The 14,668-nt window shown below is 63.4% G+C and carries 14 protein-coding genes; 10 read left to right on the forward strand and 4 right to left on the reverse strand.

Annotated elements, in window-relative coordinates; genetic code table 11:
• Positions 1-13: 13 nt before the first annotated feature.
• Positions 14-2,548, forward strand: coding sequence for an ATP-dependent helicase HrpB (hrpB, locus tag AC1ROB_RS10105; RefSeq protein WP_493031418.1), 2,535 nt, complete (start codon positions 14-16; stop codon positions 2,546-2,548).
• 56 nt (positions 2,549-2,604) lie between these two features.
• Positions 2,605-3,597, forward strand: coding sequence for a response regulator transcription factor (locus AC1ROB_RS10110; protein ID WP_492971307.1), 993 nt, complete (start codon positions 2,605-2,607; stop codon positions 3,595-3,597).
• Here AC1ROB_RS10110 and soxZ read toward each other — a convergent pair whose 3' ends face one another.
• From soxZ to AC1ROB_RS10125, 3 genes are all read right to left on the reverse strand, one after another.
• Positions 3,598-3,927, reverse strand: a complete 330-nt coding sequence (soxZ, locus tag AC1ROB_RS10115) for a thiosulfate oxidation carrier complex protein SoxZ (protein WP_492971306.1) — start codon at positions 3,925-3,927, stop codon at positions 3,598-3,600. It abuts the gene before it with no gap.
• A gap of 2 nt (positions 3,928-3,929) precedes the next feature.
• A complete protein-coding gene (locus tag AC1ROB_RS10120; protein ID WP_492971305.1) occupies positions 3,930-4,388 on the reverse strand; it encodes a thiosulfate oxidation carrier protein SoxY in 459 nt (152 codons plus the stop codon).
• Between the two features lie 88 nt (positions 4,389-4,476).
• Positions 4,477-5,127, reverse strand: a complete 651-nt coding sequence (locus tag AC1ROB_RS10125; RefSeq protein ID WP_492971304.1) for a TerC family protein — start codon at positions 5,125-5,127, stop codon at positions 4,477-4,479.
• Positions 5,128-5,287: 160 nt separating this feature from the next.
• Here AC1ROB_RS10125 and hutG point away from each other — a divergent pair, with 160 nt between their 5' ends.
• The 8 genes from hutG (at position 5,288) to phoB (ending at position 13,809) form a co-directional block, all read left to right on the forward strand.
• Positions 5,288-6,094, forward strand: a complete 807-nt coding sequence (gene hutG, locus AC1ROB_RS10130) for an N-formylglutamate deformylase (RefSeq protein ID WP_492971303.1) — start codon at positions 5,288-5,290, stop codon at positions 6,092-6,094.
• Positions 6,091-7,509 (forward strand): ATP-binding protein, encoded by a 1,419-nt coding sequence (locus AC1ROB_RS10135; protein ID WP_492971302.1) that lies wholly within the window; start codon positions 6,091-6,093, stop codon positions 7,507-7,509. The genes hutG and AC1ROB_RS10135 overlap by 4 nt, the downstream gene beginning before the upstream one ends.
• 149 nt (positions 7,510-7,658) lie before the next feature.
• Positions 7,659-8,702, forward strand: a complete 1,044-nt coding sequence (locus AC1ROB_RS10140) for a PstS family phosphate ABC transporter substrate-binding protein (RefSeq protein WP_492971301.1) — start codon at positions 7,659-7,661, stop codon at positions 8,700-8,702.
• A 92-nt stretch (positions 8,703-8,794) separates the two neighbouring features.
• Entirely contained in the window at positions 8,795-10,177 is a 1,383-nt protein-coding gene (gene pstC, locus AC1ROB_RS10145; RefSeq protein WP_492971300.1) for a phosphate ABC transporter permease subunit PstC, read from the forward strand.
• A complete protein-coding gene (pstA, locus tag AC1ROB_RS10150; RefSeq protein WP_492971299.1) occupies positions 10,170-11,504 on the forward strand; it encodes a phosphate ABC transporter permease PstA in 1,335 nt (444 codons plus the stop codon). Before pstC ends, pstA begins: the two co-directional genes overlap by 8 nt.
• 48 nt (positions 11,505-11,552) lie before the next feature.
• The gene (pstB, locus tag AC1ROB_RS10155) at positions 11,553-12,350 is read left to right on the forward strand and encodes a phosphate ABC transporter ATP-binding protein PstB (protein ID WP_492971298.1); all 798 of its coding nucleotides are present in this window, start codon (positions 11,553-11,555) and stop codon (positions 12,348-12,350) included.
• Between the two features lie 20 nt (positions 12,351-12,370).
• Positions 12,371-13,090, forward strand: a complete 720-nt coding sequence (gene phoU, locus AC1ROB_RS10160; protein WP_492971297.1) for a phosphate signaling complex protein PhoU — start codon at positions 12,371-12,373, stop codon at positions 13,088-13,090.
• Positions 13,087-13,809: a phosphate regulon transcriptional regulator PhoB gene (phoB, locus tag AC1ROB_RS10165; protein ID WP_492971296.1), complete on the forward strand. Its 723-nt coding sequence runs from the start codon at positions 13,087-13,089 to the stop codon at positions 13,807-13,809. The genes phoU and phoB overlap by 4 nt, the downstream gene beginning before the upstream one ends.
• Before the next feature lie 73 nt (positions 13,810-13,882).
• On the opposite strand, the gene AC1ROB_RS10170 is transcribed toward phoB, so the two are convergent.
• Entirely contained in the window at positions 13,883-14,500 is a 618-nt protein-coding gene (locus tag AC1ROB_RS10170) for an MlaC/ttg2D family ABC transporter substrate-binding protein (RefSeq protein ID WP_492971295.1), read from the reverse strand.
• Positions 14,501-14,668 lie beyond the last annotated feature (168 nt).

Raw genomic sequence — 14,668 nt, forward strand, 5'->3', positions numbered from 1 at the left:
GGACACGCGAACATTGCAAAAAACGCAACTCTCCCATGCGCTGCCGATTCATGCGGTTTTGCCCGCTGTTTCCGCGGCTTTGGCGAAATCGGCCAATCTGGTCGTGCAGGCGCCACCAGGGTCGGGCAAGACGACAGTGCTGCCGCTCGCCCTGCTGGAGGAGGGTTGGGCGCAGGCCGGCCGCATCATCGTGCTGGAGCCGCGCCGCCTGGCCGCTCGCATGGCGGCGAAGCGCATGGCGGATCTGCTGGGCGAAGCTGTGGGCGAGACGGTCGGCTATCGTGTGCGGCTGGACAGCAAGGTCGGGCCGAATACTCGCCTGGAGCTGAACACCGACGGCGTGTTCCTGCGCCGGCTGCAGCGCGATCCGGAACTGCAGGGCGTGGCGGCCGTGCTGTTCGACGAATGTCACGAGCGCGGCCTGGAATCCGATGTGGCCCTGGCACTCTGCCTGGAAGCGCAGGCGGTGTTGCGACCCGATCTCAAACTGATCGCCATGTCGGCGACCCTTGATGCTGCGCCATTTGCCAAACTGATGGGCGGCTGCCCGGTGGTGACCGGCGAAGGCCAGAGCTTCCCGGTCGAGACCCGCTGGCGGCCGCCGGCACCGCAGGCCCGCCAGGACTTCGCTGTGGCCGATACGGTGCGCCAGGCGCTGGATGAGACCGATGGCGACATGCTGGTCTTCCTGCCGGGCGTCGCTGAAATCCGGCGGGTCGAAACCCTGCTGACAGAGGCGCGCCTGCCGGCCAACGTCCAGGTACAGCCGCTGTATGGCGATCTGCCGGGCGAGCAGCAGGACCGGGCCCTGCTGCCCAGCCCTTCGGGTCAGCGCAAGATCGTGCTCTCGACCTCGATTGCCGAAAGTTCACTGACCATCGAAGGCGTGCGGGTGGTGGTCGATGGCGGCTATATGCGGCAACCGCGGTTCTCGCCCAGCACCGGCATGGCGAAGCTGGAAACCCTGCGCGTCAGCCAGGCCTCGGCAGACCAGCGCCGTGGCCGTGCCGGCCGCCTGGGCCCCGGCATTGCCTATCGTCTCTGGGCCGAGGCAGCCCATGGCGGGCTGGCCAAATTCACCGCCCCGGAAATCGCCGTCACCGACCTGACGCCACTGGCACTCGATCTGGCGGCCTGGGGTGTGCGCGACGCCAATGCCTTGCCCTGGCTGGATGCACCGCCGGCCGCGGCCATGCAGTATGCCCAGGCCCTGCTGCGCGATCTGGGTGCGCTGGATACGGCCGGTGCGATCACGCCTCATGGCAAGGCGATGGCCGAGTTGCCCCTGCATCCGCGCCTGGCGCATATGGTGATCCGCGGTCACGAGATGGGGCTGGGCGGTCTGGCCTGCGCGCTGGCGGCCCTGCTCGGCGAACGTGACATCGCCAAGGTCCCGAAGGGTGCGCCGCGCGATGCGGACCTGCGCTGGCGGCTGGAGATTATTGCCGGCGAGTCCGAGCGCGATACGACGCCGCATGGTTTGCGCGTCGATATGAATGCCGTGCGTCAGATCCGCCGGCTGGCATCGGACTGGCGCCGTCAGATCAAGGCGCCGGCCCATACCGGATCAACGGAAGAGGCGGGTCTGCTGGTTGCGCTGGCTTATCCGGATCGTATTGCCAAGCGTCGTGCGCCCGGCAGCTTTCTGCTCAGCGGCGGCCGTGGCGCCAGGCTCGATCCGCTGGATGGCCTGAGCAGCCAGGACTATCTCGCGATTGCCGAGGTCGATGGTGCCCAGGCCGATGCGCGCGTTTTCCTGGCCGCGCCGCTGAGCGAGGCCGAAATCGAGGGTCAGCTGGGCGCCGCCATCGTCACGCGGGAAACCGTGGACTGGGATGAGCGCAGCGAAGCAGTGCTGGCGCGACAGCAACGCCGGCTGGGTGCACTGGTGCTACGCGAAAAGCCGCTGCGCGATCCTCCGGCCGAGGCGATTCGTGCAGCCCTGCTGGAGGCGATCCGTCGCAAAGGCCTTGCCGCGACATTGCCGTGGACTGATGGCCTGCGGCAGTGGCAGGCCCGCATTGCTTTGCTGCGCCAGTCCCTGGCAACGGCGGCCGACTGGCCCGATATGAGCGACGAAGCCCTGGCCGAACGGTTGGATGGCTGGCTGGCGCCGTATATCGAAGGCCTGACCAAGCTGTCCCAGCTGTCCGGGATCGATCTGCACGCGGCCCTGACCGCACAACTGGATTACACGCAGCAGAAACGGCTGGATGCCGAGGCGCCTACCCACTGGCGCGTGCCGTCCGGCTCGAATATCCCGCTGGACTATACATCGGGCGCGGTGCCGGTCCTGGCCGTGCGTCTGCAGGAAATGTTCGGCCATGCCGATACGCCGGCGATTGCCGGGGGCAAGGTGAAGCTGTTGCTGCATCTGTTGTCGCCCGCGCGGCGGCCATTGCAGGTGACCAGCGACCTCGCCGGTTTCTGGCAGTCGAGCTATCGCGCTGTGCGGGCAGAGATGCGCGGCCAATACCCCAAACATGACTGGCCGGAAAATCCGCTGGCGGCCCAGCCGACAGCGCGGGCCAAGCCCAGGCCGCGCTGATCCTCGCACGCAGGCAGACGCTTGTTGTTGTCACAACCTCTCCGTAGGATCGCGCCATGCCTGCGGATCCGCGCAACGAGGTACGTATACTATATGGCGATCCCGCCCCGGGCACGCGGTCGCTGTACCGTCAGGCGCTGTTCAGCGCCGGCTATAACAATATGCGCGAATTCGACAGCCTCGAAGGCTTCACCGACCTGCTGGCGGTGGCGCATCCCGATCTCATTTTCATGGATATCGCTCTGCCGGGCGGTAATCCCATACAGCTTGTGCGCGACCTGCGGCTCGGCCGCCTGGGCGTAAATCCCTACATGCCGGTGATCCTGACGACCTGGGAAGCCGAGCAGTCGATCGTGCGGAAGATCGTCGATTCAGGCGCCGACGACCTGCTGATCAAGCCGCTGTCGATCCGCGCGCTGCTCGAGCGCATCGAGACGGTGGGCATGAACCGCAAGCCCTTCGTCGTGACCTCCGATTACATCGGGCCGGACCGGCGCAAGGCGGCGGCCCGCGACAGCACAGTGCCGCTGATCGAGGTGCCCAATCCGATTCGCGCCAAGCTGCGTGGCGAACCGATCGATGCGCGATTGCTGCAGCAGGCGATCATGGCGACCAACAATCAGGTCAATCATCAGCGCCTGCGCGCCTCGGCTTTCCGCATCTCCTTCGTCGCGGAGCAGATCGTGCCGCTATACAAGCAGCAGGTGATGCCCGATGACGCCACACTGACCATGCTGGCGGATCTCATCGTCTCGGCCGAGGAGATCCGACGCCGTGTCGCCGATACCGAATATGCCCATGTGGCGCAAATCTGTGATCGCCTGTTGCTGCCGTCGCGCCAGATGCTGCAGCAGGGCGAAGATTTCGTGTTTTCGTTCGAGTGGCAGAAATCTTTCGACCTGCTGAAGACGCTGGCTGATGCGGTGCTGGCCTTCTTCAATCCCGATCAGGATGCGTCGGCACTGGCGGGCGAAGTGGCCATTGCCATCGACCGCTTCCGTGCCCGCAAGGCGGCCCGGGAGGTCGGCGAAGCGCCATCGGCGCAATAATCAGCCGACGGTGATGGTCTGGCTGGCGCGGTGCGTGGCGCCGTCGTCATCGATCCAGGCAAAGTCCAGCCGGCCGCTTTCCGTGCAGCGCAGATGGAAATTGATTGCCGGATTGGCGGCCACAGCGCCCTCCAGCCTGGCATCAAATACCGGCTTGCCGTTGAAAGTGACGATCATGCGGTTGACGATATTGCGCGGGACCAGGCGGCTCTGCTCGTCCTTGCGCTGGCCGGATTCCATCGGATGCGAGACCAGAGTCTTGATCTCGATGATCTCGCCCTTCTTTGCCGTCTGCGGCACGCGGATGCGCGGTTTGATATCGGTGGCCATGCTCAGCTCCCGCAGCCGCCGATGGTGACGATCACCTGGCGCGTCGCAATCCAGGCGCTGCCATCGCTCATCTGTGCCACCGCAATCACCGTCTGGCTTTCCGACAGCCTGATGCGCAGATACACCTCCGCCTTGCCGCTCAGGGGGCTGAGCGCCATACTGATCACGCCCGGTAGTGGATTGCGATCAGCCAGCACATGAATAGCCGTGACATGATCAGTCTCGGTCATCGGGCTGTCGATGCTCACCGTCAGCGGCACGGTATTGCCGTTCTCGGCCACCTCGGGCGTGCTGATACGCACGCGGCCGGGTTTGGGCTCGGTCTTCACCAGGTCGGACAGCAGCTTGCGGGCGCTGTCCGGTGTGGCGGCGGCTTCCAGCGGCAACATGGTGATGCCCAGGGTGCCGAGGCCGAGAGTGGTGACGGCCTGACGCCGGCTGAGGGTCTGCGGATCGGTCATGGCTTCAGTATATAGCGCCAATCATGCATAAAAAAATCCGCACCGTCGTTAAACGGTGCGGATTGTGTGTGAAACGGCTGGTGCTGCCTCAGCCGCCAGTCAGGCCGGGAACGAAAGGCGCGACCTGCAAACCGCCGTCCCAGATCATCTTGAGCGCCACATAGGCGATGATGATCAGGCCGACATAGGCGATCCAGTGGTACCGGTCGAGCAGACGGGCAATGAACTTGGACGCCACGGCCATCAGCGCGATCGACAGGACCAGGCCGAAGCCGAGGATGTAGGGATGCTCGCGCGCCGCACCGGCCACCGCCAGCACGTTGTCGATCGACATCGACAGATCGGCGACGATGATCTGGATGACCGCCTCGCGCTGGGTCTTCGGCGCCGGCTTCTCGGCTTTCTCCTCGTGGCTGCCTTCCTTGGCGGCCTTGGCCTGGGCGCGCAGCTCGCGCCACATCTTCCAGGCGACCCAGAGCAGCAGGATGCCGCCGGCCAGAGTGAGGCCGATGATCTGCAGCAGCTGCACGGCCACGCTGGCGAACAGGATGCGCAGCAGGGTGGCGGCGAGAATGCCGTAAACGATGATCTTGTTGCGCAGCTCGGCCGGTAGGCCGGCGACAGCCATGCCGATGACGATGGCGTTATCGCCGGACAGGATGACGTCGATCAGGATGACTTGCGCGAAGGCGCTGATTTCGGCTGCCGTGATCGTGAAGCCCAGGAGGGTGATATCCATCGAACTGCCTTGATTTGCCTGGCGGGTAAGAACGAAGCGGCGCACTCTAGGGGAATCCCATGTCCGGCTCAAACATGAATTCTCCATGTCAGCCGGATGGTGCCTTGGCGCGCCCGTGGCGCTTTGTTACCTATGTCTGCCCCTCATTTCCAGTCCTGCTATGACCGAAAACAGCGCTCTGTACGATATGATCCCCGGCCAGACCCCGTTACTGGTCAATATTCCCCATGCCGGGCTGCAGCTCAGCCCCGGTCTGGCCGGACGTCTGACGCCATCGGCCCGTCGTCTGGCCGACACCGACTGGCATGTGGAGAAACTGTATGCCTTCGCAGCTGCAGCAGGGGCAGGGCTGATGGTGGCGACCCATTCGCGCTACGTGGTCGATCTCAATCGAGACCCGGATGGGCGGGCGTTGTATCCCGGTGCCGACAATACGGAACTCTGCCCGACCGGCGGTTTCGATGGCGCGCCGCTTTACCAGGACGGCCAGGCGCCGGCCGCGGCCGAGATCGCAGAACGCGCCGATGCCTACTGGCGGCCCTACCATGCCCGGCTTGCGGCCGAGCTGGCGGCGATCCGGACGCGTCACGGTTACGCCATCCTGCTCGATGGCCACAGCATCGTCAGCGAAGCGCCGCGCTTCTTCCAGGGTAAGCTGCCCGACCTCAATCTCGGCACCAACGAAGGCCACAGCTGTGCGCCCGACCTCGCCGCTGCCGCCTATGGCGTGTTGAGCGATGCCGCCGGTTTCACGCATATCCATAACGGCCGCTTCAAGGGCGGCTATATCACACGCCATTACGGCCGGCCCGCCGATGGACTGCATGCGTTGCAGCTGGAGATGGCACAGAGCTGCTATATGGACGAGGCCGATCTGGAACGTTGGGAACCGCAGCGCGCCGCGCCGTTGATGGCCGTGCTGCAGCAACTGGTCGAACGCCTGCTCGCCTGGCGGCCCGCAGCATGAGTGGAAGCGGCGACAAGCAACTGCCGAAGATGCGCTATCCGCTGATGCGCTGGCTCAGCCTGTTCCTGATGCTCGGCGTGCCAGTGACGGCGGTGCTCCTGCTTGGCTGGCTGAACGATGCCGTCTCGCCGCTGGGCTTCTGGGCTCTGCTGCTGGCGCTGCTCGGCATCATGGCGATCTTTGCCGGCTGGCATACCATTGCTGCCTGGCGGGTGCTGCGCAGCACCGACGAGATTGTCGGCGTGGAGACCCGTACCGGCAGCGACTGGGGCGCGCTGACCATGATCGGTGAACTCGGCGTCACCGTCGAACGCCTGCGCCACACGCTGCTTGACGAACAGGGCCAGGTGGCGCTGCAGAGTACCACTGCCGATGCCATCCTCAACGCGCTGCCCGATCCGGTGCTGTTGCTTGACGGCAGCCGCAGCATTGCACGCGCCAACTTCGCTGCCCGCAAATTCTTTGGCAACGATATCGTGGGGAACGACCTCACCGTGGCCCTGCGTCATCCGATGGTGCTGCAGGCTGCCGATGCGGTGCTGGGTGGCGAGGCGGGCATGGCATCGGCCGACCTGACGCTGCCGGTGCCGGATGGCCGCAGTTTCTCGCTGCGCGTCGTGGCCCTGCCGGCAGCGCGCGAGGATGCGGTGGCCGTGCTGGTGATGCATGACCTGACGGCCCTGCGCAAAGCCGAGAAGATGCGGGCCGATTTCGTCGCCAATGCCAGCCACGAGTTGCGCACGCCGCTGGCCTCGCTGGTCGGTTTCATCGAAACCCTGCAGGGCCCGGCCAGGGATGACGAGCCGGCGCGCGTCCGCTTCCTCGGAATCATGCGCGACCAGGCCGGCCGCATGTCGCGCCTGATTCAGGATCTGCTGTCGCTGTCGCAGATCGAGATGCGCGAACACGATCATCCATCCGAACCGGTTGCCCTGGCGCCGTTGCTGCGCGATGCCGCGGCCGCACTGGAGCCGCAGGCCAGGGCGAAGAATATCCGTATCGCCCTGCAGCTGGACGATGGCCTGCCGCCTGTGCGGGGCGCGCGCGACGAGCTGATGCAGGTGTTCCAGAATCTGATCGACAACGCGATCAAATACGGCCGACCCGACAGCGCCGTGACGGTTCGTCTGGCCCGGGCGGCGAGTGGTGAAGGGATCGAGGCGGGAATCCGCGACGAGGGTGAGGGCATCCCGCGCGAACATCTGCCGCGCCTGACCGAGCGATTCTACCGGGTCGACTCGGCCCGCAGCCGGGATCTTGGCGGAACCGGCCTCGGGCTGGCGATCGTGAAGCACATTGTGAACCGTCATCGGGGCCGGCTTGTCATTGAATCCGAACTCGGGAAAGGCAGTGAATTCATCATTCGTCTACCATCTGTTCCCTATTCATCTGAGACAAGCGCCAAACCGGTCTAGCACTGTCACACGAGTGCAATATAACTGAAATAACCATGTCACCCGGTCGCCTTAGGAGTCGCGGCCACCGGATGAGACACGTTCTGAGGCCCCTCATTCGGTGATCCGCGGCGCAGACCTGCGCCATGCCAACCACGATGAGGTATACCGTGACCAACAAGGCTCTCCTTCTCGCCGGGCTCGCCGCACTGGCGTCTCTCGGCCTCGCCGAACCGGCCGCTGCGCAGCAGGCGCGCGATCAAATCCGTGTTGTCGGCTCCTCGACCGTTTATCCCTTCACCACCACGGTGGCCGAGCGCTTTGCCCAGTCGGGCGGCTTCAAGGCCCCGATCGTGGAAAGCACCGGCACCGGCGGCGGTATGAAGCTGTTCTGCGGCGGCGTCGGCACCCAGCATCCCGACATGACCAATGCCTCGCGCCGCATGACCAAGGCCGAGTTCGATGCCTGCGCCACCAACGGCGTGAAGGACATCGTGGAAATGAAGGTCGGCTTTGACGGCATCGCCGTCGCCCTGAAGAAGGGCACGCCGGACATCAACCTGAAGCGCGAAGACATCTGGCTGGCGCTCGCCGCCCAGGTACCGGTGAACGGCCAGATGGCGCCGAACCCCTACAAGACCTGGAAGCAGGTCAATGCCAGCCTGCCGGATTGGAAGATCGAAGTAATGGGCCCGCCGCCCACCTCCGGCACCCGCGACAGCTTCGTCGAACTGGTTCTGGATGTCGGCTGCAAGAAGTTCCCGGAAGTGAATGCCATCGCCGATGCGAAGGCGAAGGCTACGGCCTGCGGCAAGATCCGTGAAGACGGCGCCTTCATCGAGGCTGGCGAGAATGACAACCTGATCGTGCAGCGTCTGGCCTCGGGTCAGCCGGGCCTGATGGGTGTGTTCGGCTTCTCCTTCCTGGAAGAGAACATGGACAAGCTGCATGGCGCCAAGGTCGACGGTATTGACCCGACCTTCGACACCATTTCGGATGGCAAGTATCCGGTGTCACGCCCGCTCTTCGTCTATGCGAAGAAGGCCCATATCGGCGTCGTGCCGGGCATCAAGGAATTCCTCGCCGAGTATGTCAGCGACCGCGCCATGGCGCAGGGCGGCTACCTGGAGAAGAAGGGCCTTGTCGCCATGCCGAAGAAGGAGCTGGACAGTGTCCGCTCGCAGGTGACCGGCCTGACCAACCTGTCCATGTAAAGACGGCTCCGGCGGCCGGGTTTCCGGCCGCCGGTTCTTTCGATCGACTGAATTTCTTATCGCATTTACTGAATTTTTTGCCGGGGAATACGATGTCGCTGTCGTTGCTGTTCGTGGTTCTCATCGGCCTCACTGTCGCCGGCTATTACCTGGGCAAGTCCCGCGCGCTGGCTGCGGCCGGCGGTAAAATCCGCAACCTGCACTCCCTGCCGATGTTCTACGGCTGGTATGTCGTGATCTGGTGCGGCCTGCCGGCGCTGCTGCTGTTCGGCATCTGGATTTCGTTCGAAGATACACTGGTACGCCAGCTGGTGGTGGCCGAACTGCCCGAGGCGGTTCGCCGCCTGCCGGCCGACCAGCTCGGCCTGGTGATCTCCGACATTCGCAACATGGCCTATGGCAACATTCCGCTGGACAAGGCCGATGCAACGATCCGTCCCGTGGTGGAGCATTACATCGGCCTGCGCCAGATCGGCACTACGGCTCTATGGGTGATTGTTCTCGCATTGGGCATTGCCGGCCTGCTGTTCGGCCGCAGCCGTATCGCGGCCGATTTCCGGGCACGCAACCGCGTCGAGCAGGTGGCCAATGTGCTGCTGATCGTCAGCTCGACCCTGGCGGTCATGACCACGGTGGGCATTGTGCTCTCGCTGGTCTTCGAAGCGATGCGGTTCTTCGCGGCGGTTAATCCTTTCGAATTCCTGTTCGGTCTCACCTGGTCGCCGCAGATGGCGATCCGTGCTGACCAGGTCGGTTCGTCGGGTGCTTTCGGCGCGGTGCCGCTGTTTGCCGGTACCCTGTTGATCGCCGCCATCGCCATGATCGTCGCGGTGCCGGTCGGCCTGATGGCTGCCGTCTATATGGCGGAATATGCTGCACCTAGGGTGCGCGCCTTTGCTAAGCCTGCCCTGGAAGTGCTGGCCGGCATTCCCACCGTGGTCTACGGCTTCTTCGCCGCCCTCACGGTGGCGCCGTTCATTCGGGATATAGGCGAGAATATCGGCCTGGCGGTCGCCTCGCAGTCGGCGCTCGCCGCCGGCCTCGTCATGGGCATCATGATTATCCCGTTCGTTTCCTCGCTGTCGGACGACGTCATCAACGCCGTGCCGCAGAGCCTGCGCGATGGTTCTTACGGACTTGGCGCCACGCAGTCGGAAACGATCAAGCGGGTTATTCTGCCTGCCGCACTGCCGGGCATCGCGGCGTCGGTCATCCTCGCCTTCAGCCGTGCGCTCGGCGAAACCATGATCGTGGTGATGGCGGCCGGCCTGGCTGCCAACCTGACGGCCAATCCGCTGGCAGCCGTCACCACAGTAACCGTGCATATCGCCTCGCTGCTGGTCGGCGACCAGGAATTCGACAGCCCCAAGACGCTGGCCGCCTTCGCCCTGGGCCTCGTGCTGTTCATCGTCACGCTCAGCCTGAACATCGTTGCCCTGCGCATCGTCAAGAAATACCGGGAACAATATGACTGATATTCTCGCCGATACTGTTCCGAATACGGCGCCGACTGCCGTGTCGCCCGGCATACACATGACCGAAGAGGCCAGAAACCGCCTCAAGGCCCGTTATGCCTCTGAGCGCCGCTTCAAGCTGATCGGTCTGGCCGCCATCCTGTTCTCGCTGGCGGCGCTGGTGATCCTGCTCGTCACCATCGCCTCGAACGGCTTCACCGCGTTCCAGCAGACCCATATCCGGCTGGATCTGCAGCTGAGTGCCGAACAGATCGCGCCGGTTGGTACCACCGATACCCGCAAGATCATGCAGGGTAATTACGGCGGCATCATCCTGGAGACGCTGCAGAAGAAGTTCCCTGAGGCACAGTCTCGCGGCGACCGCCGCCGTCTGCAGGCCTTGGTCAGCTCCGGTGCAGAGTCGCAGGTTGCCCGCATGGTGGTTGCCGATCCGACCCTGATCGGTCAGACCATCAAGGTCTGGCTGCCCACATCTTCGGATATCGATGTCTTCGTCAAGAAGCAGGTCGATGTCAACGCACCGGAAGACCAGCGCCGGGTCAAGGACAACCAGGTCCGCTGGATCGAAACCCTGCGGTCGACCGGCGATCTGGAATTGCAGTTCAACACCCGCTTCTTCACCGGCGCCGACAGTCGCGAACCTGAACTGGTCGGTGTCTGGGGCGGCGTGGTGGGATCGTTCTTCACCCTGATCGTAACCCTGGTTGTCGCTTTCCCGCTGGGCATCATGGCGGCGATCTATCTGGAAGAATTTGCCCCGAAGAACCGTTGGACCGAAGTCATCGAGGTCAACATCAATAACCTGGCTGCCGTACCATCCATCGTTTATGGCCTGCTTGGCCTGGCCGTCTTCATCGGGTTCTTCGGTATGCCGCGATCGGCGCCGCTGGTCGGTGGCCTGGTGCTGGCGCTGATGAGCCTGCCGGTGATCATCATCGCCTCCCGTGCCGCCCTGCGTGCCGTGCCGCCCTCGATCCGCCAGGCCGCCATGGGCCTTGGTGCCTCGCCGCTGCAGGTGGTGCTGCATCATGTGCTGCCGCTGGCCATGCCGGGCATTCTCACCGGCACGATCATTGCCATGGCTCATGCGCTGGGCGAGACCGCGCCGCTGCTGATGATCGGCATGGTCGCCTTCATCGTCGATATCCCGGCTACACCGGTCGATGCCGCCACCGTGCTGCCGGTGCAGATTTTCATGTGGGCTGACAGTTCGGAGCGTGGCTTTGTCGAAAAGACTTCGGCAGCCATCATCGTCCTGCTGGTCTTCCTGTTGCTGATGAACCTTGCCGCCATTCTGCTGCGCAAGAAATTCGAACGCCGCTGGTAGGCCTGACGCGTGAAGCCACACCCCAATTCGGAGCCATAAGGATTTTTCATGCAGAACGGTAACGGCGTCGATCTCCGCCAGTCCGAGATCGAAATCAAGATGGTGGCGCAGAAAGTCGGCGTCTTCTATGGCGAGAAGCAGGCGCTGCGCGACGTCGACCTCAATATCCCGGCCCGCGCCGTCACGGCGCTGATCGGCCCGTCGGGCTGCGGCAAGTCGACCTTCCTGCGTTGCCTCAACCGTATGAACGACACCATCCGCGACTGCCGCGTGGTCGGCGATATCCGCCTCGACAGGCTGGATGTCTACGACAACAAAGTCGATGTGGTACAGCTGCGCGCCCGGGTCGGCATGGTCTTCCAGAAGCCGAACCCTTTCCCGAAGACGATCTATGAAAACGTCGCCTACGGGCCGCGCATTCACGGCCTGGCTGAAAGCAACGAACATCTCGATCATATCGTCGAGACTTCGCTGAAACAGGCCGGCCTGTGGAAGGAAGTCGGCAATCGCCTGCAGGAATCTGGTACCGGCCTGTCGGGCGGCCAGCAGCAGCGTCTGTGCATCGCGCGTGCCATTGCCGTGGCGCCAGAGGTGATCCTGATGGATGAGCCCTGTTCGGCGCTGGATCCGATCGCTACCGCACATATCGAAGAGCTGATGGACGAACTGCGTGAGCAGTACACCATCGTCATCGTGACCCATTCGATGCAGCAGGCAGCCCGCGTCTCGCAGAAGACTGCCTTCTTCCATCTGGGCAATCTGGTCGAGACCGACGATACCAAAGTGATTTTCACGAACCCCAAGGATGAACGCACCCAGGGGTATATTACCGGCCGCTTCGGCTGATCGCGAAAGAGGACAGTCCAATGCCGCAACATATCGTCCAGAGCTATGACGAAGAGCTGAAAAAGCTCTCCACCCTCATCGTGCAGATGGGTGGGCAGGCTGAGTCGCAGCTGTCCGGCGCCGTCGAGGCTGTGGTGAAACGCGACAGCGAACTGGCCAACGCCGTTGTGCTCAATGACGCCAAGATCGATCTTCTGCGCAACCAGGTCGACGATTTCGCCGTTGAGCTGCTGGCCCGGCGTCAGCCCCTGGCCAATGACCTGCGGGTGATTGTTTCTGCGCTGCGGATTTCCTCGGAGATCGAGCGTATCGGCGACTATGCCAAGAATGTCGCCAAACGCGCTGTGGCGCTGAACCAGGCGCCCCTGGTGCGTCCGGTACACGCCATCCCGCGCATGGCGGCGCTGGTCCAGGCGCTGATCAAGGACGTGCTCGACGCCTATATCACGGCGGATGCAGCCAAGGCCGATGCGGTCTGGGCCCGTGATGAGGAGGTGGACGAGCTTTACACCAGCCTGTTCCGCGAGTTGCTGACCTATATGATGGAAGATCCGCGTTCGATCACCAGCAGCACGCATCTTCTGTTTATTGCCAAGAATATCGAGCGCATCGGTGATCACGCCACCAATATCGCGGAGCTGATCCATTATACGGTGACGGGCGAAATGCAGAAGGAAGACCGTCCGAAGGGCGACGATACGGCTTATGCCGTGGTGAATGCGCCGGGAGGCCAGCGATGAATATTGCAATCAAGCCGCGCGTCCTTGTCATCGAGGATGAAGCCGCGCTGCTAGCACTGCTGCGCTATAACCTCGAAAAGGAAAATTACACCGTCGACGAGGCGATGGACGGCGAACAGGCTCTGCTGAAGGTGGCCGAGCATATGCCGGACCTGATCCTGCTGGACTGGATGCTGCCGCGTCTGTCCGGCCTGGAAGTCTGCCGCCAGCTGCGCCGCGATCCCAATGCCCGCAACGTACCGATCATCATGCTGACGGCGCGGGGCGAGGAGGCCGACCGCGTGCGGGGCCTGGATGCCGGGGCCGACGATTATATCGCCAAGCCATTCTCGCCGAGCGAGTTGCTGGCCCGTATCCGCGCAGTGCTGCGTCGCATCCGGCCGGCGCTGGCAGAGGAGGTGCTGACCTATGGTGGCCTGGTGATGGATATCGCCACCCACAAGGTCACGCGCAACAGCCGCGATGTGCATCTTGGCCCGACGGAATTCCGCCTGCTGCGCTATTTCCTGGAGCATCCCGGCCGCGTGCTGTCGCGCGACCAGCTGCTGGATGCGGTCTGGGGGCGCGACATCTATGTCGAACAGCGTACCGTCGACGTGCATATCCGCCGACTGCGCAAGGCGTTGAACGGGAATGGCGAAAGCGATGTGATCCGCACCGTGCGGTCGGCCGGCTATGCGCTTGAACTATCCTCTGCCACCGCGGCCGCCATGGCCTGACAGGATCTCATGGCAAAGAAAAAGCCGGCCGTTTCGCAACGGCCGGCTCTTTTTGTCTCTGCCGCAGTGCGCTTTAGCGGCGGCCGATCTGTTTCTTCATGGCGGCGAACAGGGCATCCACCTTGCCGCCGTTATTCTGGATGACGGATTCGAACTGCTGGCGCTGGGTGAAGGCCATTGACACGCCTTCCACCACCACATCGGTCACCAGCGGTTTGCCGTTCTTCTCATGCGTCTTCCATTCGACACGGATCGGCGGGCCGTTCGGGCGGACGATCACGGACTCCACCACCTGTTCACTGCCGGCAGATTTGACACCATCGCGGACATCGAGGGTCTCGCCGTTATATTGCGACAGCAGCTGGGAATAGACCTTCACCAGGTAATCTTCGAACAGGCTGTTGTATTCTTGGCGCTGCGCATCGGTCAGGCCGCGGTTGTAGCGGCCGAGGCAGAACTGGCCGACCGCCTCAAGATCGAGATGGGTGCTCAGCAGGGTGCGAACCAGCGCTTCACGCTTTTCCGTTGTTAAAGAGCGATCGCCCAGCGCCTTCATGGTGTCGCCGCCGGTCTCGCGAATGAATTGATCGGCCGCTGCTGCCCGGGCTGAGCCGGAGGGCAGGAGGGTGGCCAGCGCCAGGATGGCACCGGCAAGGATCGCGAAACGACGGGAAAGCAGGGCGGTCGGCATGGGGAATCCCGGCTAAGAGGCGGAAGGGAATAGTTTTTTCGCTGGCAAATGCGGCATTAAAGCGGCCGAACCATAGCCTGACGGCGGCGGGAAGGCGATGATTCTTTTTTTACAGGGTAGTTAGCTCTACACAAATACATAAAGATATGTTTATATCATTTACATGAC

The organism is Ferrovibrio sp. GW821-FHT12F09 (assembly GCF_058806775.1).

Bases quoted from the DNA above. Each gene is read 5' to 3' on its own strand.
- AC1ROB_RS10120 (WP_492971305.1), bottom strand. From the start codon at position 4,388: ATGACCGATCCGCAGACCCTCAGCCGGCGTCAGGCCGTCACCACTCTC.
- pstB (WP_492971298.1), top strand. From the start codon at position 11,553: ATGCAGAACGGTAACGGCGTCGATCTCCGCCAGTCCGAGATCGAAATC.
- pstC (WP_492971300.1), top strand. From the start codon at position 8,795: ATGTCGCTGTCGTTGCTGTTCGTGGTTCTCATCGGCCTCACTGTCGCC.
- phoB (WP_492971296.1), top strand. From the start codon at position 13,087: ATGAATATTGCAATCAAGCCGCGCGTCCTTGTCATCGAGGATGAAGCC.
- AC1ROB_RS10110 (WP_492971307.1), top strand. From the start codon at position 2,605: ATGCCTGCGGATCCGCGCAACGAGGTACGTATACTATATGGCGATCCC.
- phoU (WP_492971297.1), top strand. From the start codon at position 12,371: ATGCCGCAACATATCGTCCAGAGCTATGACGAAGAGCTGAAAAAGCTC.
- AC1ROB_RS10170 (WP_492971295.1), bottom strand. From the start codon at position 14,500: ATGCCGACCGCCCTGCTTTCCCGTCGTTTCGCGATCCTTGCCGGTGCC.
- AC1ROB_RS10125 (WP_492971304.1), bottom strand. From the start codon at position 5,127: ATGGATATCACCCTCCTGGGCTTCACGATCACGGCAGCCGAAATCAGC.
- pstA (WP_492971299.1), top strand. From the start codon at position 10,170: ATGACTGATATTCTCGCCGATACTGTTCCGAATACGGCGCCGACTGCC.
- hutG (WP_492971303.1), top strand. From the start codon at position 5,288: ATGACCGAAAACAGCGCTCTGTACGATATGATCCCCGGCCAGACCCCG.
- soxZ (WP_492971306.1), bottom strand. From the start codon at position 3,927: ATGGCCACCGATATCAAACCGCGCATCCGCGTGCCGCAGACGGCAAAG.
- AC1ROB_RS10135 (WP_492971302.1), top strand. From the start codon at position 6,091: ATGAGTGGAAGCGGCGACAAGCAACTGCCGAAGATGCGCTATCCGCTG.